Raw genomic sequence first — 25712 nt, 5'->3', positions numbered from 1 at the left:
GACGTGGCTGGACGGATGGTGTAGTTGTAGTGCCGAGGACAAGCCGTTCGTCCTATAACCGACTCGGCCCGCTTCTGCCATTTCGGGCAACGCGGGTCAAGGTGCAGAATTTAGAGGAAAGAACCGAGAAGGTTCGGTTCTCCCGAGGAGGCCGCTCATGACCGCTCGCACCCCTGATGCCGAGCCGCTACTGACCCCCGCCGAGGTCGCCACGATGTTCCGCGTGGACCCGAAGACGGTGACTCGCTGGGCGAAGGCCGGCAAGCTCACGTCCATCCGCACCCTGGGTGGACACCGCCGGTACCGCGAGGCTGAGGTCCGCGCCCTGCTGGCGGGTATCCCGCAGCAGCGCAGCGAGGCCTGACGTAGTCGAAGTACCCGCAACACCCCGCTTTGCCGGGCATTTCCGGGTCCCCCAACCTGGACCGCCCACCCCTTTGCTCTACCGGCCTATGCCTGCCCCAACAGGCTCCTGGTCATCGATCGCGCTGGACTCCGCCGGGTCCAGCGCGATCTTTTTTGTGCGCGCTCGTGCCCTCGTCCGCGTCCGCCGGCCCCGTGTGAAGGGTGGTGCAATTGCACATATTAAATCGGGTGGGTGTAGGGAGGGTGTAAGTGAAGCGGTTTCTGAATCTCTTTCAGTGACACCCGTCACATGAGTGAAGTCTTGCCAAGGAACAGCCTGCCACTTCGCGGGAGGGCGTCCAACCCGCCGTTGGTCATGGGGTGGTGGGACTTTCGTCCTCGGCCGTATCGGCGTCGTCGGGGTCGGGGAGCTCCATCACGAGCCGCAGGAGGCGGTGGCAGACCGAGCACTGCTGTGTGATGTGGCCGTAGCGGGACGCGGCCGCCAGATGGGCGCGCAGCAGCGCGCGCGTCTCGTGCCTGGACTGCCGTGCTTCGGACGCCGCGGCCATGCGCGACCACCTCCGGTGTGGGCCCCCGATTCCCTGAGTTCTGGGGTACCCGTCCGCGCACGACGCCGTCAATACACGGGAACGCAACGAAAGGCCCGCACCGAACGGTGCGGGCCTTTCGTGAACGCGATCCTGACGGGACTTGAACCCGCGACCTCCACCTTGACAGGGTGGCGAGCTAACCAACTGCTCCACAGGACCTTGGTGCTGCTGCTTCGCTGGGAAGCGGCTGCGAGGAAGACTGTACAGCAGGTCAGACGCCGGGTCGAACTCACCGTCGGCGAGGTCCTCCACACGGCTGTCCGAGGGGCATCCGGCGGGTTCCCGGCCGCGCCCTCCGGGCCGGAGGGCGCGGCCGGGACAGCCCTCAGGGCGCCGCCGCGTCGATGGCCTTGACGATCCGCTTGTCCGAGACCGGGTACGCCGTGCCCAGCGCGTGGGCGAAGTAGCTCACCCGGAGCTCCTCGATCATCCAGCGGATGTCGGTGACCTCCTTCGGCACCGGGCGGCCCTGCGGGAGCTGTTCGAGCAGCCAGGCGTACTCGTCCTGCATCTCGTGGACCTTCTCCATGCGCGTGGTGTCCCGCTGGACCCCGGTCGGCATCTGCTGCAGCCGCCGGTCCACCGCCACCAGATAGCGCATCAGGTCGGCCAGCCGCCGCAGGCCCGTCAGAGTGACGAAGCCGGCCGGCATCAGCCGGGCCAGCTGCTCGCGCACGTCCGCCAGGTTCGCGACGAGCGCCAGGCTGTTCGTGCCCTTCAGACGCCGCTCGCAGGCCTGCCAGGCGGCCAGGATCTGCTGGACCTGCCCCACCGTCCGGACCGTCGTGTCGACGAGGTCCGCACGGACCTTGTCGTACAGCTTCCGGAAGGACTCCTCGTCCCAGGCCGGCCCGCCGTGGTCCGCGATCAGCTTGTCGGCCGCGGCGGTCGCGCAGTCGTCGAAGAGGGCCTGGATCGAACCGTGCGGGTTGCGGGAGAGCGCCAGCTTCTGCTGGTTGGTGAGCTTGTCCGAGGCGAACTTCGCCGGGTTCACCGGGATGTTCAGCAGGATCAGCTTCCGGGTGCCCCGCCACATCGCCGCCGCCTGCTCGGCCTCCGTGTCGAAGAGGCGTACGGAGACGGTGTCGCCGTCGTCCACCAGCGCCGGGTAGGCCTTGACCGGCTGGCCGGCCCGCCGGGTCTCGAAGACCCTGGTGAGCGTGCCGATCGTCCAGTCCGTGAGTCCCGTGCGCTCCAGGGACTGACCGGAGCCGCCGGGACCCGCCGTGGCGGCCGCGGCGGCCTTGGAGAGGGCCTGCCGGGCCTTGGGGCGCAGCTGGAGCTTGAGCGCCTCCAGGTCCTTGCCCTCGGCGAGCCTGCGGCGCCGCTCGTCGACGATCCGGAAGGTGATCTTGAGGTGGTCGGGGACCCGCCCGAGGTCGAAGTCCTCCGCCGTCACCGGGACACCCACCATCCGCTGGAGCTCACGCGCCAGCGTGAAGGGCAGCGGCTCCTGGAGCGGCACGGTGGAGTCCAGGAAACGGGACGCGTAGTTCGGCGCCGGGACGTAGTGCCGGCGGATCGGCTTCGGCAGGGACCGGATCAGCTCGGTGACCACGTCCTCCCGCAGGCCGGGGATCTGCCAGTCGAAGCCCCCGTCGGTGACCTGGTTGAGCACGTGGACCGGGATGTGGACGGTCACGCCGTCCGCGTCCGTGCCCGGCTCGAACTGGTACGTCACCCGGAACTTCAGCGGCCCCTGCCGCCAGGAGTCCGGATAGTCGTCCTTGGTGACCGCGCCGGCCTTCTCGTTGATGAGCATCTCGCGCTCGAAGTCGAGGAACTCCGGTTCCTCACGGCGCTTGTGCTTCCACCAGGAGTCGAAGTGGGCTCCCGACACGACGTGTTCGGGGACCCGCTTGTCGTAGAAGTCGAAGAGCGTCTCGTCGTCGACCAGGATGTCCCGGCGCCGGGCACGGTGCTCCAGCTCCTCGACCTCGGTGAGGAGCTTGCGGTTGTCGGCGAAGAACTTGTGGTGCGTGCGCCAGTCGCCCTCGACCAGGGCGTTGCGGATGAACAGGTCGCGGGAGACCTCGGGATCGATCCGGCCGTAGTTGACCTTGCGGTCGGTCACGATCGGCACGCCGTACAGCGTGACCTTCTCGACCGCCATGACCGCCGCCTGGTCCTTCTCCCAGTGCGGCTCGCTGTAGGTCTTCTTGACCAGGTGCTGGGCCAGCGGCTCGATCCACTCCGGCTCGATCCTGGCGTTGACCCGGGCCCACAGCCGCGAGGTCTCCACCAGCTCGGCGGACATGATGAACCGCGGCGGCTTGCGGAACAGCGCCGAGCCCGGGAAGACCGCGAACTTGGCGTTGCGGGCGCCGAGGTACTCGCTCTTGGCCGGGTATCTGCCGCCTTCGCCCCCGGAGGGCTTGCCGCCGTCGCTCCCGGACGTCTTCACGTCCTTCATGCCGATGTGCGAGAGCAGGCCGGCGAGCAGCGAGACGTGCACGGACTGCTCCGGGGCGGAGTAGTCCGCCGAGGCGTCCTCCAGGTGCAGGCCCATCTGCTTGGCGACCGTCCGCAGCTGCGAGTAGATGTCCTGCCACTCGCGGATCCGCAGGAAGTTGAGGTACTCCTGCTTGCACATCCGGCGGAACGACGAGGAGCCGCGCTCCTTCTGCTGCTCGCGGACGTACCGCCAGAGGTTGAGGAGGGCGAGGAAGTCGCTCGTCTCGTCCTTGAACCGGGCGTGCTGCTGGTCGGCCTGCGCCTGCTTGTCGGAGGGGCGCTCGCGCGGGTCCTGGATGGACAGGGCGGCCGCGATGACCATGACCTCGCGGACGCAGCCGTTGCGGTCGGCCTCCAGGACCATCCGGGCGAGCCGCGGGTCGACGGGCAGCTGGGACAGCTTGCGGCCCTGCGGGGTCAGCCGCTTCCTCGGGTCCTTCTCGGTCGGGTCGAGCGCGCCGAGCTCCTGCAGGAGCTGTACGCCGTCCCGGATGTTGCGGTGGTCCGGCGGATCGATGAAGGGGAACTTCTCGATCTCGCCCAGGCCGGCCGCCGTCATCTGGAGGATGACGGAGGCGAGGTTCGTCCGCAGGATCTCGGCGTCCGTGAACTCCGGACGGGTGAGGAAGTCGTCCTCGGAGTAGAGCCGGATGCAGATGCCGTCCGAGGTCCGGCCGCAGCGGCCCTTGCGCTGGTTGGCGCTGGCCTGGGAGATCGGCTCGATCGGCAGCCGCTGCACCTTGGTGCGGTGGGAGTACCGGGAGATGCGGGCGGTGCCGGGATCGATCACGTACTTGATGCCGGGCACGGTCAGCGAGGTCTCGGCGACGTTGGTGGCGAGGACGATCCGGCGGCCGGTGTGGGCCTGGAACACCCGGTGCTGCTCGGCGTGGCTCAGCCGGGCGTAGAGGGGGAGCACCTCGGTGTTGCGGAGCTGCTTCTTCAGCAGGGCGTCCGCGGTGTCGCGGATCTCGCGCTCGCCGGAGAGGAAGACTAGGACGTCGCCCGGGCCCTCGGACTGGAGTTCGTCCACGGCGTCGCAGATCGCGGTGATCTGGTCGCGGTCCGCCTCGTCGCCCTCCTCCTCCAGGAGGGGGCGGTAGCGCACCTCGACCGGGTAGGTGCGGCCGGAGACCTCCACGATCGGCGCGTCGCCGAAGTGGCGGGAGAAGCGCTCGGGGTCGATGGTCGCGGAGGTGATGACGACCTTGAGGTCGGGGCGCTTGGGCAGCAGCTGGGCCAGGTAGCCGAGCAGGAAGTCGATGTTGAGGGACCGCTCGTGGGCCTCGTCGATGATGATCGTGTCGTAGGCGCGCAGCTCGCGGTCCGTCTGGATCTCGGCGAGCAGGATGCCGTCCGTCATCAGCTTCACGAAGGTCGCGTCGGGGTTCACCTGGTCGGTGAAGCGGACCTTCCAGCCGACCGCCTCGCCCAGCGGCGTCCGCAGCTCCTCCGCGACGCGCTCGGCGACGGTGCGGGCGGCGATCCGGCGCGGCTGGGTGTGGCCGATCATGCCCCGGACGCCGCGGCCCAGTTCCAGACAGATCTTGGGGATCTGCGTCGTCTTGCCGGAGCCGGTCTCACCGGCGACGATCACGACCTGGTGGTCGCGTATCGCCTCCAGGATCGTGTCCTTCTTCTGGGAGACGGGCAGCTGCTCGGGGTAGGTGACCGCGGGCACGCGGGCGGCACGCCCGTCGACGCGCTCCTTGGCCAGACCGGCCTCGGTGGCGATCTCGTCCAGAACGGCCGCGCGGGCCTCGGGCTTGCGGATGCGGCGGGCGCCCTCGAGGCGGCGGCCGAGCCGGTGTGCGTCCCGCAGCGAGACCTCGGCCAGGACGGACTGGAGGGCGGCGAAGGAAGTAGACATACGGAATCCAGGATCGCACCCCGTGCCGAGAACCGGCGAACCGATTTACCCGGGGCGCGCTGCGGACGGCCCGTAATATCTCGGGCACGTCCACCCGAGAGGTTCTCCCCATGTCCCGCACCGCCCGCGCGCTCGCGGCGCTCGCCGCGCTCGTGGGCCTGGTGCTGGGGGCCCTGGTGTGCGGTGCGGGTCCGGCGGCGGCGGTCACCGCCCCGACGGCCGCCGCACCGGCGGACGTCGCGAGGCCGGCCGCGCCGACGCCCGCGCGGCCCGCCGCCGAGGTCACGGACGCCCAGGTCATGACCGCCGGGGGCGGCGCGTCCCCCGGCTGCGGCGAGCGGCACGACGCCGACGGCGCCGCCCGGCCGGCCACACCCCCGCGTCCGGCGGGCTTCGGAGAGCTGCTTCCCCAGCTCGCCGGGGCGCGCGCGGCCGACGGCGGCTGGGGCGCGGACCAGGTCGGGCGCGACCTGCTGCCCGGCCCTGAGCCGCCGGAGCTCGTCCCGCCGTCCCCCGTGGAGTTGTCGATCCTGCGCGTGTAGAGGCGGGCCGCCCACCGTCGCCCGCCCCTTCCTCCACGTCCAGGAGTGTTTCCGCATGTCCCCGTCCCCTTCCTCCACGGCCACGCCCGCCTCGAAGTCCAGGCCGATCGCGATCGTCGCGGGGGTGGCGGTCGCCGCCGCCCTGCTCGGAGTCGTCTCCTACACCGCGACCAAGCCCTCCGGGGGCCGGTCCGCCGACTCCGCGTCGTCCGCCGCCGAGGTCTCGGCCGACCCCACGAACGGCGTCTATCCGGAGCTGGAGGCCTATGCCCGCCGCGACGCCGCCGACGGGCTCGCACTCGGCCGGCCGGACGCGCCCGTCGTCCTGATCGAGTACGCCGACTTCAAGTGCGGCTACTGCGCGCAGTTCGCCCGGGAGACCGAGCCCGCCCTGGTGCGGAAGTACGTGGAGAAGGGCACCCTGCGCATCGAGTGGCGCAACTTCCCGATCTTCGGTGAGGAGTCCGAGGCCGCCGCCCGGGCCGCGTGGGCGGCCGGGCAGCAGGGCCGCTTCTGGGAGTTCCACCGGGCCGCCTACGCCAAGGGCGCCAAGGAGAAGGGGTTCGGCAAGGACCGGCTGGCCGCCCTGGCGAGGGAGGCCGGGGTCGCCGACCCGGCGCGCTTCGCCCGGGACACGGACGGCGCCGCGGCCCGCGAGGCGGTGAGCAAGGACCAGGAGCAGGGCTACTCGCTGGGGGCGACCTCGACGCCGTCGTTCCTGGTGAACGGCCGGCCGATCGCGGGCGCGCAGCCCGAGGCGGCCTTCACGGAGGCCATCGACGCGGCGGCGAGGGCGGCCGCTGCGAAGCCCTCGGCGACGGCGACGCCCGGCCGATGAATTCCGACATCGGCTATCTGGCCGCTCTCCTCGGCGGCCTCCTCGCCCTGCTCAGCCCGTGCAGCGCGCTGCTGCTCCCGGCCTTCTTCGCGTACTCGATCGACTCGACGAGCCGACTCCTGGCCCGCACCGGCATCTTCTACGCGGGCCTGGCCACCACCCTCGTGCCCCTCGGCGCGGCCGGCTCGTTCGCCGGGCGGCTGTTCTACGGCCACCGGGACCTGCTCGTGGCCCTCGGCGGCTGGCTGATCATCGTGCTCGGGGTGCTCCAGATCCTCGGCCTGGGCTTCGCGTCCCGCCGGATGGCCGAGGCCGGCGGGCGGATCCGGCCCACGACCGCGGTCTCCGTCTACGCGCTCGGGCTGGTCTACGGCCTCGCCGGATTCTGTGCGGGACCGATCCTCGGGAGCGTCCTGACGGTGGCCGCGCTGAGCGGCAGCCCCGCGTACGGCGGGCTGCTCCTGGCGGTCTACGCGCTCGGGATGGCCGTCCCGCTCTTCCTGCTGGCGCTGTTCTGGGAGCGGTACGAGCTGGGCAGGCGGCGCTGGCTGCGCGGCCGGCCCCTCCGGGTGGGCCGCTTCGAGCTGCACAGCACCTCGCTGCTCTCGGGGCTCTTCTTCGTCGTCCTGGGGACGGTCTTCCTGGTCTTCGACGGCACGACGGCGCTGCCGGGCCTGCTGACGGTGGACGAGTCGTTCGCCGTGGAGACGCGGGTGGCGTCGGTGAGCGGCCTGGTCCCGGACTGGGCGCTGCTCATCGGGGCGGTCGCGCTGGTGGCGGTCGTCCTCGCGGTGCGGGGCTGGCGCGGTACCGGGAGCCGGGAGCGCCGCGAGGAGATCTGACGGGGCGGCGGTGGGGCGTCCGGGGAGGCGTCCCACCGCGTGCGCCCGGGCAGCGGTGGAGACGCGGGCACGAAGAAGGCCCCCGTCCGTCGGACGGGGGCCTTCTGCACTGTGGCTGGGGCCGGGGTCGAACCGGCGACCTATCGCTTTTCAGGCGATCGCTCGTACCAACTGAGCTACCCAGCCACGAGACTCCGGAGAGCCTCAGCGATCCTGACGGGACTTGAACCCGCGACCTCCACCTTGACAGGGTGGCGAGCTAACCAACTGCTCCACAGGACCATGCAATGTGCGAGCACTAGTCTCGCACACGTTGTTGCGTGCCCCCAACGGGATTCGAACCCGTGCTACCGCCTTGAAAGGGCGGCGTCCTGGGCCACTAGACGATGAGGGCTAAGGGCCCACCTGGGCGCTTCGCAGCGCCTCGGGGACGTGAGAAGCATATGGGATCCCGACCGCTATCGCCAAAACGGTTTGCTCCGGGGGGACAATGGGCGGGTGCTGGAGATGACGCGCGAGGAGTTCGAGGAGCTTGTCGCCGAGGCGCTGGACCGGATTCCGCCGGAGCTGACGCGGTTGATGGACAACGTCGCGGTGTTCGTGGAGGACGAGCCCTCCGCGGACGACCCCGAGTTGCTCGGGTTGTACGAGGGGACTCCGCTGACGGACCGCGGCGAGTGGTACGCGGGGGTGCTGCCGGACCGGATCACGATCTACCGGGGGCCGACGCTGCGCATGTGCGAGTCGCGGGACGACGTGGTCGCGGAGACCGAGATCACGGTGGTCCACGAGATCGCCCACCACTTCGGCATCGACGACGAACGCCTGCACGCGCTGGGGTACGGCTGACGGATCCGGGACGCGGCCGGCGGCTCCGGGACGTCCCGGAGCGGTGCCGGCGCGGTAACGGCGGCGTACCGGCCGGGCGGTGGGCGTGTCCCTCGCGGTACTGAGGGAGTTGGGCAGCGAAACACGCCTTGCGTCCTGCCCTTTGTGTCCTGGAGGTGCCCTCGTGCGCCCTTTGCCCACCCCTGCTGCGAGATGGGCCGCCGCCGCGCTGGCGGTCGCCGCCTGCGCCGGCCTGAGCGGTTGTATGAGTGTCGGCGACGAGGGCGCCAAGCCCGCGCCCGGCAAGTCCGCGGGCAAGCAGGAGGTGGCGGCCGAGTCCGACGGCGGCATCGGCGTGTCGGGCCGGAGCGGCGGGAACGGACGCGACACGTCCGGTCGCGGCGGTCCGGACGCGGACGGCGAGGGCGGCCCGTCGCCGGTGGCGAGCGCGTCACCCTCGGCCTCGGGCAAGCCGCCGGCCGCGGCGACGGCCGGTGGCGGGGTCAAGCCCCTGCCCGAACCCGGTGTGCCGGGTGGGGCGGGTGCGGCCGGTGGTGCCGGTGGGCCGAGCGAGCCGGGTGGTGGGCCTGCGACGCCCACGGAGTCGCCGGAGCCGACGCCCGAACCGACGGTCGAGCCGACGCCGAGCCCGGAGCCCACCGTCGAGCCGACCCTCCCGCCCTCCGTGACCCCCGGCGCCGACACGCACATGGGTGCCATGAGGGCCGCCGACGGGCCCGGTGTCGCGGTGGAGCCGGAGGCATCACCGCAGGTCGGACCCGTGTGACCCAGTCGGATTTGCATTGTGGCGGGGAGGGTGCGTATGGTTATAGATCGTTTGATCCCATTGCCCGGCGCCGAAACAGAAGAGCGCCGTGTGGCGCGTACTCTCCCTAGCCGTGGCTGGACCGCATTGAGGCGGTCGATTTGCGTAATTCACGGAGTTGACGGGCGCGTGCCGAGACTCCGGAAGGTTTCGCATTTCGCATGTCCATTTTCAGTTCTGACCACGCCGTCATGCCCGAGAACGACGAGATCGTCGAGGCCGTCGAGGCTTCCGAGATCGTCGACACCGAGCTTGCCGACCAGGCCGCCGAGTCCGACGAGGCCTCGGAGCCCACGATCACCTTCGCCGACCTCGGCCTGCCCGAGGGCGTCGTGCGCAAGCTCGCGCAGAACGGCGTGACCACCCCCTTCCCGATCCAGGCGGCGACCATCCCGGACGCCCTGGCCGGCAAGGACATCCTCGGCCGCGGCCGCACCGGCTCCGGCAAGACCCTCTCCTTCGGTCTGCCGACGCTGGCCCGCCTGGCCGGTGGCCACACCGAGAAGAAGAAGCCCCGCGCGGTCATCCTCACCCCGACCCGCGAGCTCGCGATGCAGGTCGCGGACGCCCTCCAGCCGTACGGCGACGTGCTCGGCCTGAAGATCAAGGTCGTCTGCGGCGGTACGTCCATGGGCAACCAGATCTACGCCCTGGAGCGCGGTGTCGACATCCTCGTCGCCACCCCGGGCCGCCTCCGCGACATCATCAACCGCGGCGCCTGCTCCCTGGAGAACGTCGAGGCCGCCGTCCTCGACGAGGCCGACCAGATGTCCGACCTGGGCTTCCTGCCCGAGGTCACCGAGCTGCTCGACCAGGTCCCGGCCGGCGGCCAGCGCATGCTGTTCTCGGCCACGATGGAGAACGAGATCTCCACGCTGGTCAAGCGCTACCTGGTCGACCCGGTCAGCCACGAGGTCGACAGCGCCCAGGGCAACGTCTCGACCATGAGCCACCACGTCCTCGTCGTGAAGCCGAAGGACAAGGCGCCGGTCACCGCCGCCATCGCCGCCCGCAAGGGCCGCACCATCATCTTCGTCCGCACCCAGCTGGGCGCCGACCGCATCGCCGAGCAGCTCGTCGAGGCCGGCGTAAAGGCGGACGCGCTGCACGGCGGCATGACGCAGGGCGCCCGTACCCGCGTGCTGGCCGACTTCAAGGACGGCTACGTCAACGCGCTGGTCGCCACCGACGTCGCCGCCCGCGGCATCCACGTCGACGGCATCGACCTGGTCCTCAACGTGGACCCGGCCGGTGACCACAAGGACTACCTGCACCGCTCGGGCCGTACCGCCCGTGCCGGCAAGTCCGGTGTCGTGGTCTCCCTCGCGCTGCCGCACCAGCGTCGCCAGATCTTCCGCCTGATGGAGGACGCGGGCGTCGACGCCTCGCGCCACATCGTCCAGGGCGCCGGCGCCTTCGAGCCGGAGGTCGCCGAGATCACCGGTGCGCGTTCGCTGACCGAGGTCCAGGCCGACTCCGCGAACAACGCCGCCAAGCAGGCCGAGCGTGAGGTCGCCGACCTCACCAAGCAGCTGGAGCGTCTGCAGCGCCGCGCCGTCGAGCTCCGCGAGGAGGCCGACCGCCTGGTCGCCCGTTCCGCGCGCGAGCGGGGCGAGGACCCGGAGGCCGCCGTCGCCGAGGTGACCGAGGCCGCCGAGGCCGAGATCGCCGAGGCCGCGCAGGCCGCCGCCCAGGCGGAGCGCCGCGAGGAGCAGCAGCGCCGCGAGGAGCGTCCGTCGTTCCGCGACGAGCGCGGCAACTTCGAGCGTCGCAACGACCGTCGTGACGACCGCGGTGGCCGTTCCTTCGAGCGTCGTGACGACCGTCCCTCGGGCGGCTTCCGTCGGGACAACGACCGTCCGTCCGGCGGCTTCCGCCGTGACGACCGCCCGTCCGGTGGCTTCCGTCGGGACAACGACCGTCCGTCCGGTGGCTTCCGCCGCGACGACCGTCCCTCCGGCGGCTTCAACCGTGACGACCGCGGCGACCGTGGCGGCTTCCGCCGCGACGACCGTCGTGACGACCGCGGTGGCCGTTCCTTCGAGCGTCGTGACGACCGTCCCTCGGGCGGCTTCCGTCGGGACAACGACCGCCCGTCCGGTGGCTTCCGTCGGGACAACGACCGTCCGTCCGGTGGCTTCAACCGTGACGACCGTCCCTCCGGTGGCTTCAACCGTGACGACCGCGGCGACCGTGGCGGCTTCCGTCGCGACGACCGTCCGGCCGGCGGCCACCACCGCGGCAGCGACCGTCCGTTCAACCGCGACCGTCGTGACGACCGCCCCTCCGGCGGCTTCCGCTCGGGCGGCGACCGCCCGTACGGCCGTCGTGACGACCACCGCGGCGGCGACCACCGCGGCACCGGCTCGAACACCGGCTCCTTCGGGCGCCGCGACGAGAAGCCCCGCTGGAAGCGCAACGGCTGACCGAGCCGCGGCCGTTCGGCCGTGAGCCTCTGAACGACCCCGAAGGCCCGTCCCCCACCCGACCGGTGGGGGACGGGCCTTCGGGCGTTCCCGGAGCCGGAGCGAGGCACCTGCGGGGAGAGGTTCCCGGCGGGGGCGTGCGGGACGATGCGTGTCCCCGGCCGCCGGGCTCCGACGGCGAGGTGACGTTCTCCCGCCGCGCCGGGGATTTTCCCCGGCCCGCCGTCCCCCCCCGCAGCATAGCCGGATCATGCCCCGCAGCCGATCGGGTATCCGTCCTGGCGGGACCCGCCCGGGACCCGCCAGGACGGATACCCGATCGGCTGCGGGGCATGATCCGGCTATGCTGCGGGGGTGCCCTTGTGCCGAGGGCCGTTAGCTCAATTGGCAGAGCAGCGGACTTTTAATCCGTTGGTTGTGGGTTCGAGTCCCACACGGCCTACCTGAACGGGAGCGAGGTCACTCGCCTCCGCCACGAAGCGCCCCGCCCGGTTCCGACCGGGCGGGGCGCTTCGTCGTCCGGGCCCGCCCCGCCCGCGGTGAGCCGTCCCGCCGTCAGGGAGCACGGCCGCGGGGCCGGTTGGGGCGGAGCCACCCGCGCGCGGCGCCCCGCCGTCCGCCGGCGGCACCCCGTCCGGGTCGAGGACCGCGAGCAGCCCGTCGACGTCGCGTCCGCGTGAGGCGGCCAGGAAGGCGTCCACGACCCGCCCGGCGGCCTGCGGCCGGTGCCCCGGCCATCCGCTCCGTGAGATCCCCGTCCCCGGGCGCCGAACGCCCGGAAAACCACGGCCGATCGCCACCGGCTCCGGGATTCGCCACTTCAGCGGGGTGATCTCGAGTCGTAGATTTTCCCGCATGACGACAACAGCGCAGGTCAACGCCGTACTTCGCACCCCGCCGGCCGCTCCCGCCGCGGCGGCCGCCTACTTCTCCGCCAGCCTCGCCTTCCACGCCGACGTCTCGGACGTGGCCTCGGCCCTCGCGGCCGACGGCGACCCCGGCTTCGTGGTGCTGGACTCGCGCTCCACCGCCTCCTGGGACCAGGGGCACGTCCCCGGCGCGGTCCACCTGCCGACCGCGCTCATCGCCGAGCAGGCCGAGCAGCTCCTCGACAGGGCGGTGCCGGTCGTCACCTACTGCTGGGGCCCGGGCTGCAACGGCGCCACCCGCGCCGCACTGGCCCTCGCCGAGCTCGGCTACCAGGTCAAGGAGATGCTCGGCGGATTCGAGTACTGGGTGCGCGAGGGCTTTGCGTACGAGACGTGGGAAGGCCCCGCCGCAAAGGGCGCGGACCCGCTGACCGCACCGGTCGACGCCGAGGACTGCGGCTGCTGAGGAAACGGATTTCCGGATCCGCCGCCCATGCCGTAAGGTCGTGTTCACCGACGCGGGGTGGAGCAGCTCGGTAGCTCGCTGGGCTCATAACCCAGAGGTCGCAGGTTCAAATCCTGTCCCCGCTACTCAGTAGCAAACGAAGGCCCGGATCCTCACGGATCCGGGCCTTCGTCGTGTTCCCCTCCCACGCCCCCGTCGTCCGGTGCCGGCCGAATCGCCCTTCCGCGCGCTTGACCTTTACGCAACGTCAAGATTTAGCGTTCCGGGCATGGAGTGGTCGATCCAAGAGATCGCCAGGAAGGCCGGGACCACCAGCCGCACCCTCCGGCACTACGGAGAACGCGGACTGCTGGAACCCAGCCGGATCGGCGCCAACGGTTACCGGTACTACGACCAGGCGGCGCTCGTGCGGTTGCAGCGCATCCTGCTGCTGCGCGAGCTGGGGCTGTCCCTGCCCGCCATCGCCGAGGTCCTGCGGGGGCAGCGGGATTCGTCCGCCGCCCTGCGCACCCATCTCGTCCTGCTCGAACAGGAGCGGGAGCGCATCGGACGGCAGATCGAAGCCGTCCGGACCACTCTCCACAAGACCGAGAACGGAGAAGAGCTCATGGCTGAAGAAGTGTTCGACGGATTCGACCACACCCGGTACGAGGCGGAGGTCACCGAGCGCTGGGGGCGCGAGGCGTACGAGAAGGGCGACCGCTGGTGGCGCTCGCTCAGCGCCGAACAGAAGAAGGCGTTCACGGACGAGCAGGCGGGCATCGCGCGCGACTTCGGGCAGGCGGCGCGGGACGGACTCGCGGCCGACAGCGACGAGGTGCAGGCAATCGCCCGCCGGCAGGTCCGGTGGCTGTCGGCCACCACGACGCCGTCGAAGGACTACGTGATCGGCCTCGGCCGGATGTACGTCGACGACCCGCGCTTCACCGCCAACTACGACAAGCACGGCGAGGGCACGGCGCTGCTGGTCCGGGACGCGATGGAGATCTACGCGGAGCGGAACCTCTGAGGCGCCGCCCGGCCCGCGCCGCCCGGCCCGCGCCGCCCGGCCCGCGCGCCGCGTCGGGTCCGCGCGGGCCCCGAGCCCGGCCGGTCCGCCGGCCCGGGCCCCGGGCCGGCGCTCCTCCGATCGGAGCATCGGGGGTCGCCGCACCGGGCGGCGGCCCCCAGGCTGGTGAGGGCGCGGTACGGGCCGTCGCCGTGCAGGACCGGGCAGGAGAGCACAGGTGGGGCAGCGATCGGCGGGTGACGGCACGGGGAGGCCCCCACGCCCGCGCGGGGAGCGGACCCGCCGCTTCGTCCGGGCCCTTCCCCCGCTCGTCATCATCGGCGGCATCGTCTTCGACCTGGCGACCCCGTCGTCGTACACCGCGGCGCCGATGTTCTCGGCCGCGCCGCTCATCGCGGCACCGTTCTTCTCGAAGCTGACGACCCTGCTGACCGGCATCGCGGCCGTGCTGGCGTGCGTCGGGCTGCACGTCTACAACGGCACCACCACCCAGCCGCCCTCGGCCACCGAGACCCTCACGGTCATCACCGTCTCCGCGCTGGCCATGGTGATCAACCGCGTGATCCAGCGCAGCGGGCGGCAGCTGGCCTCCGCCCGGGTGATCGCCGAGACCGCCCAGAAGGCGGTGCTGCCCACGCCGGCCGAGCGGATCGGCGGGCTGCAGATCGCGGCTCGCTACGAGGCGGCGCAGGCGGACGCGTTCATCGGCGGCGACCTGTTCGCGGTCCAGGACACCCCGTACGGCGTGCGGCTCGTCGTCGGCGACGTGCGGGGCAAGGGGCTGGAGGCGGTCGAGGCCGTCGCCGTCGTGATCGGTGCGTTCCGGGAGGCGGCCGAGCAGGAGGCGACCCTGGAGGGCGTGGCGCAGAGACTCGAACGGGCCCTGACCCGGGAGGGGACCCGCCGGGACGACCTGGACGCCATCGAGGGCTTCACCACCGCCGTCCTGGCCGAGATCCCCCGCGGTGACGGCCTCGTTCGAGTCGTGAACCGTGGCCACCCCGAGCCGCTGCTGCTGCTCCAGGACGGGGCGCTGGAGCATCTGGAGCCGAGCCAGGCCGCGCTGCCGCTCGGCATGGGCGATGTGGCCGCCTGGCCGGACCGGGCCGACGAGACCCCCTACCCGCCGGGCTCGACGCTGCTCTTCTACACCGACGGGCTGTCCGAGGCGCGCGACGCGACGGGCGCGTTCTACGAGCCCGGCGGCCGGCTGGCCGGGCGGATCTTCCCTGGTCCGGAGGAACTGCTGGACGCGCTGGTCGACGACGTCCGCCGGTACACGGGCGGCGGGTCGACGGACGACATGGCGCTGCTGGCCGTGGGCCGGCCGGTGGAGGGCCAGCCGGAGCGCCGCCGGACGATGCCGGTGGTGCCCTGAGGCGGCCGCCCCGGTCCCGGAGAGCCGGCGGGGTGACCATGCGTAGTCGCGAGGTACCACTGCGATAACAATTGATACACCGTCAGATAAGGAGTGTCGAACGGATGACTCCTGAGCGGCGGTCAAATCGCCCTGTAGTGCATCAATCTCTTGAACGATCAAGAGGAACAGCTTGGAATCGGACCCCCGTGTCTATTAACGTTCGATAACGCAGCGCGGTCGTCCCAGTCGTCGCAAGAGACGGCACCGTGCGCACGCGCCGAATCCCGAAAGGGAACCGGGGAACCACCACTTGGGGTGAATCGGACACTCTCGCACCAGTGCGAGGGCGCCCGTAGGAGACCTTCCTGCTCCGAACCCGTCAGCTAACCCGGTAGGCGGCAAGGAAGGAAAGGAGTACGCCTCCGTGGCGTCCAACACCCCTGCCCCCGAAGCCCCCTTCCATGCGTTCGGTGCCTCGGGTGCCGCCGGGACCGACCCCGACGGCGCGGCGGGCGAGTGGAACCCCACCGAGGAGACCCTCCGCCAGCAGAGCCGGGCCGGTGGCCGCCACCGGGTCGTCAAGCAGCGCTCGGGCTTCGCCCGTTCCTCCACCGTCCTCGGCGTCGGTGTCATCGCGGCCGTCGGCGCGGGTGGTCTGGCCACCGCGCAGGAGAAGCCGCCGGTCTCCATAGCCCTGCCCGACCTCGACCTGCCGGACGCCGAGGACCTGCCCGGCGTCGGCGCGCTGATCTCCGGCGACGAGGACCGGAACACGACCGCCGGATCCGGCAACGACCTGCACGCGCTCACGGCCTCCGTCGGCGCGCCCGTCGACGGCGCCGACCGCAAGACGGAGGGCGGCGACGCCGGCGAGGCGCTGCGCGCCCGCATCCTCCAGCAGGCCGAGCAGCAGCAGGCCTCCGCCGACGCCGCCGAGAAGGCCGCGACGGAGAAGGCGGCGACCGAGAAGGCCGCCGCGGAGGCCGCGGCCAAGGCGGACGCGGCCGAGAAGGCGGCGGCCGAGGCGAAGAAGAAGGCCGAGGCGGAGGCCGCGGCGAAGGCCGAGGCCGAGCGCCTGGCCAAGCTCGCCGCCAGCTACGCGCTGCCCACGTCCTCGTACACGCTCACCTCGACCTACGGCGAGTCCGGCTCGATGTGGTCCTCCGGCTACCACACCGGCCTGGACTTCGCGGCCCCCACGGGCACCCCGGTCAAGGCCGTGCACGGCGCCACGGTCAAGTCGGCCGGCTGGTCCGGCTCGTACGGCTACCGCATCGTCCTGGAGCTGGCCGACGGCACCGAGGTCTGGTACTGCCACCTGTCCTCGATGACCGTCGGCGTGGGCCAGTCGGTCGGCACCGGCGACACCATCGGCCGCGTGGGCGCGACCGGCAACGTCACCGGCCCGCACCTGCACCTGGAGGTCCACACCCCGGGCGGCGACGGCGTCGACCCGGCGGCCTGGCTGGCGAGCAAGGGCCTGTCGGTCTGATCCCTCGGGGGACCCTCCCCGGCCACGGCGGCCCTGGTGGCGAACCTGCGCCAGGACCGCCGGAATAGCGGCCCCGCCGCGGGTCGTTCACCGACCCATGACCTCTCTTCGCCCGCTGGGCTCCTCCGATCTGCACGTCTTCCCGCTCGCGCTCGGCGGCAACGTCTTCGGCTGGACCGCCGACGAGGCGCAGTCCTTCGCCGTCCTGGACGCCTACGCCGCCGCCGGCGGCAACTTCGTCGACACCGCCGACTCCTACTCCGCCTGGGCCGAGGGCAACCAGGGCGGCGAGTCGGAGACGATCGTCGGCAGGTGGCTGGCGTCGCGCGGCAACCGCGACGAGATCGTCGTCGCCACCAAGGTCGGCGCCCACCCCTCGTACAAGGGACTCTCGCCGGTCACGATCAAGGCGGCGGCCGAGGAGTCCCTGCGCCGGCTCGGCACCGACCACATCGACCTGTACTACACGCACTTCGACGACGAGTCCGTGCCCGTCGAGGAGATCGTCACCGCGCTCGACCAGCTGGTGAAGGACGGCAAGGTCCGTGCCGTCGCCGCGTCGAACATCTCCCCGGCGCGGCTGCGGGCCTCCCTCGACTTCGCCGAGGCCGAGGGACTCACCCGCTACGTCGCGCTCCAGCCGCACTACAACCTGGTCTCCCGCGACACCTACGAGGGCGAGCTCCTGGACACCGCCGAGCGGGCCGGCCTCGCGGCCGTGCCGTACTTCGCGCTGGCGTCGGGCTTCCTGACCGGCAAGTACCGGCAGGGGACCGCGGTCGACAGCGCCCGGGCCGCGGGCGCCGGCCGGCATCTGGAGACCGATCGGGGCCGCACGGTGCTCGACACGCTCGACGCCGMCGCCCGCGCGCACGGGGCCGAGCCCGCCACGGTGGCCCTGGCCTGGCTCGCCGCCCGGCCGACCGTCACGGCGCCGATCGCCTCGGCGCGTACGGTCGAGCAGCTGCCCGCCCTGGTCGCGGTCGCGGACCTGGTGCTCGACGAGGCGGAGCTGGCGGCGCTGGACGAGGCCTCCGCCTGAACGTTCGCCCCGCGGGGCGGCGCACCGGGGGCGCCGGCGGGGTCGGGGGACGGCCCCAGGACTGTCCGGTCGTTCCGGGGATCCGACGGGACGGTTCCTCAGCTGCGGTACGGGTTGTAGCCGCCGTAGTCCAGGTACTGAGGCGGCGACCAGACCCGGCCGGTCGCCCGCGCCGCGTAGGTCAGCGCGGGCGAGGCGACGGCCCTGCGCTGCCAGAGGTGATGGAGCAGCTCCTGCTCGCGCGCCGTGAAGTCGGGGTCCGCGTCACCGCGCTGGGCGCGGTGGCGCAGGAACGCGAGCGTCGTCGCGAAGGCCTCGTACTCCCCGACCGCCTGGGCGGCCGGCCGGCCGTACGTCCGGGCGGCGAAGGAGCGGGCCATCGAGCGGGCCCGCATCGAGGAGAGGGCGAGCGGCTCGGACGGGGAGAGCCAGCCCGCCGCCGCGTACGCCGGGAGCTGGCCGGATATCGTGCGCAGCTCCCGCTGCCGGCTCCATATCGCCAGCCAGGTCAGCAGCCCGAAGGCGGGCACCATGAACATGCCGTAGACCACGAGGAACCCCCAGGCCGCGTAGACGGCCGAGCCGTTCCACAGCGCGTGCATCCCCATGGCGAGGACGAGGCCGGCCACCGGCAGCAGGATCCGCCGGACCCGCTTGCGCCGTGCGACGAGCGCGGCGAACCCGAAGCCCAGGCCGGTGAGCACGGTGAACAGCGGATGCGCGAACGGCGACATCACGACCCGCACGAAGAAGGTCCCGGCGGTCATCGAGCCGAGGCCGGACGTGCCGATCTCCTGGTCCTCGCCGAAGGCGCGGCCGAGATAGAGGATGTTCTCGGTGAAGGCGAAACCGGTGGCGGTGAACCCGGCGACGACCACCCCGTCGACCAGGCCGGTGAAGTCCCGGCGGCGCAGCAGGAAGATCAGCAGGATCGCGGCGGCCTTCGCGCTCTCCTCGACGACGGGCGCGACGACGGTGGCGCCGAGGGCGTCGGCGGAGGCCCGGTCGGTGGTGGAGGTCGCGATCCAGCGGACCGCGAACGTGTTGGCCGTGAGCGCGACGAGCGCCGCGGCGAACGCGCCCCAGGCGAAGGCGAAGATCAGGTTCTTCCACGGGCCGGGTTCGACGCGGTCGAGCCAGCGGAACGCGGCCAGCAGCAGCGGGACGGGCAGGACGGCCAGGCCCAGCCCCACCAGGAACCCCTCGGTCCCCGTCTCCTCCCGCACCATCGCGAGGATCACCAGGGCGCAGAGCGCGAGCAGGGTGATCACCGTGACGGCCCGGACCACCTTGCTGCGCCAGAAGGCCCGGCGGGGCCGGTAGCGCCAGTGGGCGCGGTCCGGGACGGCGGGGAACGCGGGCTCCTCGGTGTCCCGGGCGGGCACGGGTACGGCTACGGGGTTCGACACGCAACGACCCTAACCAGCGGGAGTGACAGCCCGCGAGGGAGTTCTACATCCGCTGGAAGAGGAGGTCGTGCACGACGTGTCCCTTGTCGAGCCCCTGGCCCTCGAAGCGGGTGAGCGGGCGGAACGCGGGGCGGGGGGAGTAGCCGCCGTCGGCGGCGGTGTTCGCGAAGTCCGGGTGCGCCGAGAGGACCTCCAGCATCTGCTCGGCGTACGGCTCCCAGTCCGTGGCGCAGTGCAGCACGGCGCCGGGCTTCATCCGGGTCGCGAGCAGCGTGAGGAACTCCGGCTGGATCAGCCGGCGCTTGTGGTGGCGCTTCTTGGGCCAGGGGTCCGGGAAGTAGACGCGGCAGCCGTCGAGGGCGTCGGCGGTCAGCATCTCGCGGAGCAGGATGATCGCGTCGCCGTTGGCGACCCGGACGTTCTCCAGCCCGCCCCGGTCGGCGAGGCCGAGGAGGTTGCCCTGCCCGGGGGTGTGGACGTCCACGGCGAGGATGCCGGTGCCGGGGTCGGCGGCGGCCATCCGCGCGGTGGCCTCGCCCATGCCGAAACCGATCTCCATGACCACGGGCAGCCCGCCGAACATCTCGCGCAGGTCGAGGATCCGCCGGCCGTCGATGTCGAGGCCCCAGTCGGGCCAGCGCTTGAGCATCGCCTCCGCCTGGCCGGCGGTGACCCGGCTGCGGCGCGGCTGGAAGCTGCGGATGCGCCGCTCGTGGTGCGATCCGGCGGGGTCGGGCAGGGGGCCCTCCCCGGCGGCGAACATCCGGCTGCCCCGACGGGCGACGACGGGCTCGACGGGCGAGGCGGCTTCGACGGTGGGGTGCGCGGTGGCTTCACGGGACTCAGACACAATGCCTCGATTCTACGGCGTGTCCGGCGCGTGGCCCGGGGCTCGTCCGTGACGCGGGGAGCGTGCCCGACGCGCGGCCGGGTGCCGGGCGGTGCCCGTGACCGAGGTATCTCGGGCTCTCGTCCCGTGGTCCGGGCGGGGCCCGGATCCCGGTCAGTCCAGCTGGGCCAGCGCCCGGCGGGCCACCTCGCGCCCGATCGGCAGGCTCGCCGTCGCGGCCGGGGACGGCGCGTTCAGGATGTGCACCGTGCGGGGCGCCTCGCGGATCAGGAAGTCGTCGACCAGGGTGCCGTCCCGCAGCACCGCCTGGGCGCGGACGCCGGCCGCCGTGCGGCGCAGTCCGGACTCCTCCACGACCGGCAGCAGTCGCCGCACCGCCTCCGTGAAGGCCCGCTTCGACAGCGACCGGCGCAGCTCGCCCGCCCCGTACCGCCAGTGCTCCCGGGCGATCTGCCAGGACCCGGGCCAGGCCAGCGTCCCGGCCAGCTCGCCGGGCCGGACGACCGACCAGTCGTATCCCTCCCGCGCGAGCGCCGGCACCGCGTTCGGGCCCACGTGCACGCCGCCGTCGATGCCCCGCGTCAGATGCACCCCGAGGAAGGGGAACGCCGGGTCCGGGACGGGGTAGACCAGCCCGCGGACCAGCGAGGCGTCCGTCAGCTCGAAGTACTCCCCGCGGAACGGGACGATCCGCATCTGCGGGTCGTCGCCCGCCAGCCGAGCCACCCGGTCGCAGTGCAGGCCGGCGCAGTTCACCAGGACCCGTCCACGCACCACCCGGCCCGCCGCCGTGCGGACCGCGACCCCCCACGGACGCCGGTCGACCGCCGTCACCTCGGAGCCGTACAGGATCCGCGCCCCGGACGACTCGGCGAGCTGCGCCGCGACCGCGCCGTAGTCGCAGATCCCGGTGGTTCCGACATGGATCGCGGCCAGGCCGCGCACCCGCGGCTCGTACTCGCTGATCTGCGAGGGCCCCAGCTCCCGCACCGGAATGCCGTTCTCCCGGCCGCGCTGGACGAGCGCGTGCAGCCGGGGCAGCTCGTCCCGGCCGGTGGCCACGATGAGCTTGCCCGTCACCTCGTGGGGCAGGCCGTACTCCGCGCAGAACTTGACCATCTCGGCCGCGCCCGCCACCGCGAACCGCGCCTTCAGCGAGCCCGGACGGTAGTAGATCCCGCTGTGGATCACTCCGCTGTTCCGGCCGGTCTGATGGCGGGCGGGACCGTGCTCCTTCTCCAGGACCGTGACGCGCGTGCCGGGGGCGGCACGGGTCAGGGCGTACGCCGTCGACAGCCCGACGATCCCACCGCCGATCACGAGCACGTCGCAGTCGACATCACGAACGGACACCTGCACCACCTCCCACCCCGATAGTGCACTGACCCACTGACAATCCGGTTAAACCCGTTGGGACACGCGTCACGTCATGCTTTCGGCTCACGCCGGTGCCATCAGCAGCGGGCGCGCCCGCTCCCGCAGCTCCATGACCCTCGGCTCGTCCCCGTACGGCTCCAGCCGGTGCAGCAGGTCCCGGACGTACTCCGTGGTCCGCGCCGACGAGATCCGGCCCGCCACCTCCACCGCGCGGGTGCCCGCCGCGCAGGCCGCGTCCAGGTTGCCCGACTCCAGCTCGGCGACCGCCGACACCACCAGCCGCAGCCCGTGCGAGCGGACGTACTCCTCCGTCGGCCGGYACAGCGCCTGCTCGGTGAAGCGCCGCACCTGGCGCGGCAGCTTCAGGTCCCGGTAGCACTCGGCGGCGTCGGCGCAGAACCGGTCGTACGAGTAGAAGCCCAGCCAGGACGGGTCGGGGTCGCCGTCCCGCGCCCGCTCCAGCCAGCCCTCGGCCGCCTTCAGGGCGGCCCCCGCGGCGGCCGCGTCGCCCGCCTTCGCGTGCGCCCGCGCCTCGACGAGCCGGAAGAAGGACATGGTGCGCGCGGTGGCGAGACCGCGGTTGCGCTCCAGGGCCGCCTGCGCGAGGTCCACGCCCTCGTCGGCGAAGCCCCGGTAGGTGGCCTGCAGGGACATCGACGCCAGGACGTACCCGCCCAGGGGCACGTCGGCGGCGGCGCGGGCCAGCCGCAGCGCCTGGATGTAGTAGCGCTGGGCGGCCTCCTGCTGACCGGTGTCGAAGGCCATCCAGCCGGCCAGCCGGGTCAGCTCCGAGGTCGCCCCGAACAGCGCCCTGCCGACCTCGTCCGAGTACGAGCCGAGCAGCAGCGGCGCGGCGTCGACGCGTAAGCACTCCGGGACCATCGAGGAACGCCAGTCGCCGCCGCCGTACTTGGAGTCCCAGCGGCGCGCGTCCTCGGCGGCCTCGCGGAGCTTGGCGACGTCGCTGTGACCGACGCGCGCGTGGAGCGCGGCCTCCGGCCCGTCGAGGGGCTCCTCGCCCGGCCCGGTCACCAGGCGCTCCACCGAGGAGTCGGCGGGCGTGATCAGCCAGCGGGAGGCGGGGGTGGCGTACGCGCTGACCGCGAAGGAACCCGCCAGGGACTGCCAGATCCCGCCACCACCGGCCCGCCGGCCGGCGAGATCCAGCCGGTACAGCTCGGTGGCCGAACGGACCGCCTCGCCCACGTCGCGCGGGAAGGCGAGCCCGACCTCGGGCGCCGGGTCGGCGTCCGCCAGCCCGATCTCGTGCAGCGGCACCGGCCGGCCGAGCTTCTGGCCGATGGCGGCCGCGATCAGATGCGGGGCGGCACCCTGCGGCACCATGCCCTTCGACACCCACCTGGCCACCGACGTCTTGTCGTAACGGAGCGTCAGGCCCCGTTGCGCACCGAGGTCGTTGACGCGCCGGGCGAGACCGGCGTTGCTGATTCCCGCGAGGGCGAGAACCGTGCCGAGCTTTTCGTTCGGCCCGCGTTGCTCCCTGGACATGACGCCACCCCTCGACCACCCAGACGGCCGCCGCGACGCCGGGCATAGGCGTGCGGCATTCGTAAACACAGCGTAGTTCGCCGCATCCCTACCGTTAAGGGGCGGAGTTCCGTATGGCGAGATTGTTGTGGGAACAGACGCATGACGGGCGGATGGCGTAGAGGCGTCGGCGGCGGAGGGGCCCCGGGGGCGGCTCCGGGCGCGTGCTCCGGGCGTGTGGCCGTGCGCCCGGCCGTGCGCTCTCGCCGGGGCGGAGGGGGAGCGCTTCCATGAGTGCTGCGTGGGTCGGCCCGCCTGGCAGTGGACCAGGGGGCTGGGGGACACCGCCGCCCCATTCCCCGCGGGCGGCGGACGGCTCCGGGAGGCGATGAGCGCCTCCCGGACAGCCGGCGGTCCGCGGCCCCGCCGAGAATGGCCGAATGCCGACGGTGAGCAACTGGCCAATGCCAGGGGCGCATTCGCCTTTCGCACACGCGACCCCGGAGCCCCTCCCCTGCCCTCTTGTCGTGGCAGCATGTTCCTCCACCGACCGAAGTGGAGGCGCCGATGCGATGGCTGGTGGGCTGGAGCAGTGTCGCCGCGAGCTTCGCCACGCCAGGCACGGCCGGCGCCGTGGGCGGGGCGGCGGCCGAGGGGCGCACGGTGCACCCGGTGGGCGCACAGCTGCTGTGGGGGGACCCCGACCCGCTGTGGGCGGTCGGCGACTGGCGCCCCGACGAGGTGCGCGTGGTCACCGTCGACGCCCACACCCGCCTTGCCGTCCTGGGGTGTTGCGCGGCGAGCGACGAGGAACTGCGCGTCGGCCTGTTCGCCGCGCGCGGCGGCGCGCTGCGCCATCTCACCGCCTGGGCCGGCAGCTACACGGCCGTCGTCCAGGTCGGCCGCCGGATCACCGTCACGGGTGATCTCGCCGGCGCACGGCCCGTGTTCCACACCCCGTGGGCCAACGGCACCGCCTACGCCACCGCCGCCCTGCCGCTCGCCGACCTCATCGAGGCCCAGCTCGACATCGGCCATCTCGCCGCCCTGCTCGCCTGCCCCGAGACCCCCGAGGCGCTCCGCGACTCCACCCCGTACGAAGGGGTGAAGCGGGTCCCGCCGGGCCACGCGCTGATCCTGCGCGAGGGCTCCCGCGAGATCACCGGGTACGACCCGGTCGCCTCGCTCGCCGTCGCCGCGCCCCAGGTCGATCCGCGGCAGGCCGTGGAGGGCGTGCGGGACGCGCTCGTCGACGCCGTACGGGCCCGGCTCACCGCGCCGCGGCACGCGCCGGAGACCCCGCTGCCCGACCCGGGACCCGTCCCCGGCATGGGGCCCGCCGAGCGGCGGGCGGCACGCGGCGGCGGACCCGCACCGGGGATCGGCGCGGACCTGTCCGGAGGCAGCGCGTCCGGCACGCTCGCCCTGCTGGCCGCCGGGCTCCCGGGCGTGCCCGGCACCATCCTGGGACACGGCACGGGTGCGGGGGAGCGGCTGCTCGCCGTCACCTTCAACGACCTGACGGGCGGCGGCGCGGCCCGCGAGGAGGAGCTGGAGCGGGCCCGGGCGATCGCGTCCAACCCGCGACTGCACCACGTGGTCGTCGCGGCGGGCGAGGAGGCCCTGCCGTACGCGGAGCTGGACGGGCCGCTGACCGACGAGCCCGGACCCTCGCTCGTCCTCGCCGACCGGCACCGCAGACGGCTCGCGGGAGGCAGCGCGGACCACTTCACGGGCCTGGGCGCCCGCCAGGTCCTGGACGCGCATCCGGCCCGGCTCGCCGACCTGCTGATGGACCGCCGGCGCAGATCGCTGGTGCGCCCGGTGACGGCGCTGGCCAAGGCCACCGGTCCGTCGGCGGGCGCGCTGCTCGTGCCGCTCACCGTCTACCGGGCGGCCCGGCGCCTCGCCCGCACCCCCTACCGGACCGGTCTGGAGGCGGCGGCGACCCGGGTCCTGGAGGCGAACCGCACGACGCCCGGCGCCTTCGGCCCCCTGGAGGCGTCCCTCTCCGCCCTTGCCTGGACACGGCCCGGTCCGGCGGCGCGCTGGCTGACGGGGGAGGCACTGGCTGAAGTATCGGTTCGCCTGAACCGGGCGGCGACGCTGCCGACCTCGGTGCAGCGCCCGGGGGAGGCCCGCGCCCGGGCCGCGCTCGCCCGGGCGGCGCACGACCACCGGATCCTGGAGCAGGCGGCGGAGATCCGCAGCCAGCGCCTGCACGCGCCGTTCCTCGACAACCAGGTCGTACGGGCCTGCCGCGCCCTGCCCGAGTCGCTGCGCGTCCAGCCCGGCGCCCGGGCGACCGTCCTGCGCACAGTCCTGGCCGGCGCGGGCATCCACGACCTCCCCCCGGGCTGGGGCACCCCCAACCCGGCGGCCGGTGCCGCCGCCCGCGCGGGCCTGCGCGCGGCCCTCCCGGACCTGCTCGCCCTCTTCGAGGCCCCGCTGCTGGCCGACGCCGGCCTGATCGAGGCCCGGGTGGTCCGCAAGGCGCTGCGGGCGGCCTCCGAGGGCGAGCCGGTCCCGCTGGACGGGCTCGCCGACCTGGTCTCCACCGAACTCTGGCTCCACCGGCTGCTGGCCCGCCGCGGCAGCTGCTGGACGGGCACCGCGGCACCGAAGCAGCGCGCCGTGCCCGGCCCGCTGATCCCCTCGGCACGACGCTCGCTCCTGGCCTGAGCGGGGCCTCGAAGAGGGCGAGCAGGTCCGGGAGGGCCGCGCGCAGGCCCGCGCGGGCGGCGGCACCGGCCGCCGGGTTGGGG

At 72.9% G+C, this 25712-nt stretch carries 19 protein-coding genes, 6 tRNA genes and 1 riboswitch; of the genes, 15 read left to right on the top strand and 10 right to left on the bottom strand.

What is annotated here, in order from left to right; translation table 11 throughout:
- Positions 1 to 157 precede the first annotated feature (157 nt).
- A complete protein-coding gene (gene bldC, locus EAO71_RS18035) occupies positions 158 to 364 on the top strand; it encodes a developmental transcriptional regulator BldC (RefSeq protein WP_003949541.1) in 207 nt (68 codons plus the stop codon).
- A gap of 355 nt (positions 365 to 719) precedes the next feature.
- On the opposite strand, the gene EAO71_RS18030 is transcribed toward bldC, so the two are convergent.
- The 3 genes from EAO71_RS18030 to hrpA form a co-directional block, all read right to left on the bottom strand.
- Complete coding sequence (locus EAO71_RS18030; RefSeq protein ID WP_147978652.1) at positions 720 to 917, bottom strand: DUF6274 family protein; 198 nt, start codon at positions 915 to 917, stop codon at positions 720 to 722.
- Positions 918 to 1044: 127 nt separating this feature from the next.
- Positions 1045 to 1118, bottom strand: a tRNA-Asp gene (locus tag EAO71_RS18025).
- A 166-nt stretch (positions 1119 to 1284) separates the two neighbouring features.
- Positions 1285 to 5283, bottom strand: a complete 3999-nt coding sequence (hrpA, locus tag EAO71_RS18020) for an ATP-dependent RNA helicase HrpA (RefSeq protein ID WP_147978651.1) — start codon at positions 5281 to 5283, stop codon at positions 1285 to 1287.
- A gap of 110 nt (positions 5284 to 5393) precedes the next feature.
- On the opposite strand from hrpA, the gene EAO71_RS18015 reads away from it, so the two are divergent.
- The 3 genes from EAO71_RS18015 to EAO71_RS18005 are packed head-to-tail and all read left to right on the top strand — an operon-like array spanning position 5394 to position 7505.
- Complete coding sequence (locus EAO71_RS18015) at positions 5394 to 5825, top strand: hypothetical protein (protein WP_147978650.1); 432 nt, start codon at positions 5394 to 5396, stop codon at positions 5823 to 5825.
- A 55-nt stretch (positions 5826 to 5880) separates the two neighbouring features.
- Complete coding sequence (locus EAO71_RS18010) at positions 5881 to 6663, top strand: DsbA family protein (protein ID WP_147978649.1); 783 nt, start codon at positions 5881 to 5883, stop codon at positions 6661 to 6663.
- The gene (locus EAO71_RS18005) at positions 6660 to 7505 is read left to right on the top strand and encodes a cytochrome c biogenesis CcdA family protein (RefSeq protein ID WP_147978648.1); all 846 of its coding nucleotides are present in this window, start codon (positions 6660 to 6662) and stop codon (positions 7503 to 7505) included. The genes EAO71_RS18010 and EAO71_RS18005 overlap by 4 nt, the downstream gene beginning before the upstream one ends.
- A 112-nt stretch (positions 7506 to 7617) precedes the next feature.
- Here EAO71_RS18005 and EAO71_RS18000 read toward each other — a convergent pair.
- From EAO71_RS18000 to EAO71_RS17990, 3 genes are all read right to left on the bottom strand, one after another.
- A tRNA-Phe gene (locus EAO71_RS18000) sits at positions 7618 to 7691 on the bottom strand.
- 22 nt (positions 7692 to 7713) lie between these two features.
- Positions 7714 to 7787 (bottom strand) — tRNA-Asp (locus tag EAO71_RS17995).
- A gap of 39 nt (positions 7788 to 7826) precedes the next feature.
- Positions 7827 to 7899 (bottom strand) — tRNA-Glu (locus EAO71_RS17990).
- A 104-nt stretch (positions 7900 to 8003) separates the two neighbouring features.
- Here EAO71_RS17990 and EAO71_RS17985 point away from each other — a divergent pair.
- The 10 genes from EAO71_RS17985 (at position 8004) to EAO71_RS17935 (ending at position 17823) form a co-directional block, all read left to right on the top strand.
- On the top strand, positions 8004 to 8354 hold the full coding sequence (locus EAO71_RS17985) for a metallopeptidase family protein (protein WP_187282699.1): 351 nt from the start codon (positions 8004 to 8006) through the stop codon (positions 8352 to 8354).
- 244 nt (positions 8355 to 8598) lie between these two features.
- Positions 8599 to 9120: a hypothetical protein gene (locus EAO71_RS17980; protein WP_222723559.1), complete on the top strand. Its 522-nt coding sequence runs from the start codon at positions 8599 to 8601 to the stop codon at positions 9118 to 9120.
- 200 nt (positions 9121 to 9320) lie between these two features.
- Positions 9321 to 11585 (top strand): DEAD/DEAH box helicase, encoded by a 2265-nt coding sequence (locus tag EAO71_RS17975; RefSeq protein ID WP_147978646.1) that lies wholly within the window; start codon positions 9321 to 9323, stop codon positions 11583 to 11585.
- A gap of 369 nt (positions 11586 to 11954) precedes the next feature.
- Positions 11955 to 12027, top strand: a tRNA-Lys gene (locus tag EAO71_RS17970).
- 413 nt (positions 12028 to 12440) lie between these two features.
- Positions 12441 to 12920, top strand: a complete 480-nt coding sequence (locus tag EAO71_RS17960) for a rhodanese-like domain-containing protein (RefSeq protein ID WP_147978645.1) — start codon at positions 12441 to 12443, stop codon at positions 12918 to 12920.
- 51 nt (positions 12921 to 12971) lie between these two features.
- Positions 12972 to 13045, top strand: a tRNA-Met gene (locus EAO71_RS17955).
- Between the two features lie 143 nt (positions 13046 to 13188).
- A complete protein-coding gene (locus tag EAO71_RS17950; protein WP_147978644.1) occupies positions 13189 to 13929 on the top strand; it encodes a MerR family transcriptional regulator in 741 nt (246 codons plus the stop codon).
- Between the two features lie 217 nt (positions 13930 to 14146).
- Positions 14147 to 15307: a PP2C family protein-serine/threonine phosphatase gene (locus EAO71_RS17945; RefSeq protein WP_147978643.1), complete on the top strand. Its 1161-nt coding sequence runs from the start codon at positions 14147 to 14149 to the stop codon at positions 15305 to 15307.
- Positions 15308 to 15554: 247 nt separating this feature from the next.
- Positions 15555 to 15702: riboswitch (cyclic di-AMP (ydaO/yuaA leader) on the top strand.
- 11 nt (positions 15703 to 15713) lie between these two features.
- Positions 15714 to 16781, top strand: a complete 1068-nt coding sequence (locus tag EAO71_RS17940) for a M23 family metallopeptidase (RefSeq protein WP_147978642.1) — start codon at positions 15714 to 15716, stop codon at positions 16779 to 16781.
- Between the two features lie 97 nt (positions 16782 to 16878).
- Positions 16879 to 17823, top strand: a complete 945-nt coding sequence (locus tag EAO71_RS17935) for an aldo/keto reductase (RefSeq protein ID WP_147978641.1) — start codon at positions 16879 to 16881, stop codon at positions 17821 to 17823.
- A gap of 98 nt (positions 17824 to 17921) precedes the next feature.
- On the opposite strand, the gene EAO71_RS17930 is transcribed toward EAO71_RS17935, so the two are convergent.
- From EAO71_RS17930 to EAO71_RS17915, 4 genes are all read right to left on the bottom strand, one after another.
- Entirely contained in the window at positions 17922 to 19232 is a 1311-nt protein-coding gene (locus EAO71_RS17930) for a PrsW family intramembrane metalloprotease (RefSeq protein ID WP_147978640.1), read from the bottom strand.
- 43 nt (positions 19233 to 19275) lie between these two features.
- Complete coding sequence (gene trmB, locus EAO71_RS17925; RefSeq protein ID WP_147979370.1) at positions 19276 to 19995, bottom strand: tRNA (guanosine(46)-N7)-methyltransferase TrmB; 720 nt, start codon at positions 19993 to 19995, stop codon at positions 19276 to 19278.
- Between the two features lie 240 nt (positions 19996 to 20235).
- Positions 20236 to 21435, bottom strand: coding sequence for an L-2-hydroxyglutarate oxidase (gene lhgO / locus EAO71_RS17920; RefSeq protein WP_147978639.1), 1200 nt, complete (start codon positions 21433 to 21435; stop codon positions 20236 to 20238).
- Positions 21436 to 21522: 87 nt separating this feature from the next.
- Entirely contained in the window at positions 21523 to 22968 is a 1446-nt protein-coding gene (locus EAO71_RS17915; RefSeq protein ID WP_147978638.1) for an MFS transporter, read from the bottom strand.
- Positions 22969 to 23514: 546 nt separating this feature from the next.
- Here EAO71_RS17915 and EAO71_RS17910 point away from each other — a divergent pair.
- Positions 23515 to 25629 carry an asparagine synthase-related protein gene (locus EAO71_RS17910; RefSeq protein ID WP_147978637.1) on the top strand — a complete coding sequence of 705 codons (2115 nt, stop codon included), beginning with the start codon at positions 23515 to 23517 and terminating at the stop codon, positions 25627 to 25629.
- Positions 25630 to 25712 lie beyond the last annotated feature (83 nt).

It is taken from the genome of Streptomyces sp. MS191, assembly GCF_008042125.1.
In the GTDB taxonomy this organism is placed as follows: domain Bacteria; phylum Actinomycetota; class Actinomycetes; order Streptomycetales; family Streptomycetaceae; genus Streptomyces.
This window is presented reverse-complemented; position numbering and strand designations above follow the sequence as displayed.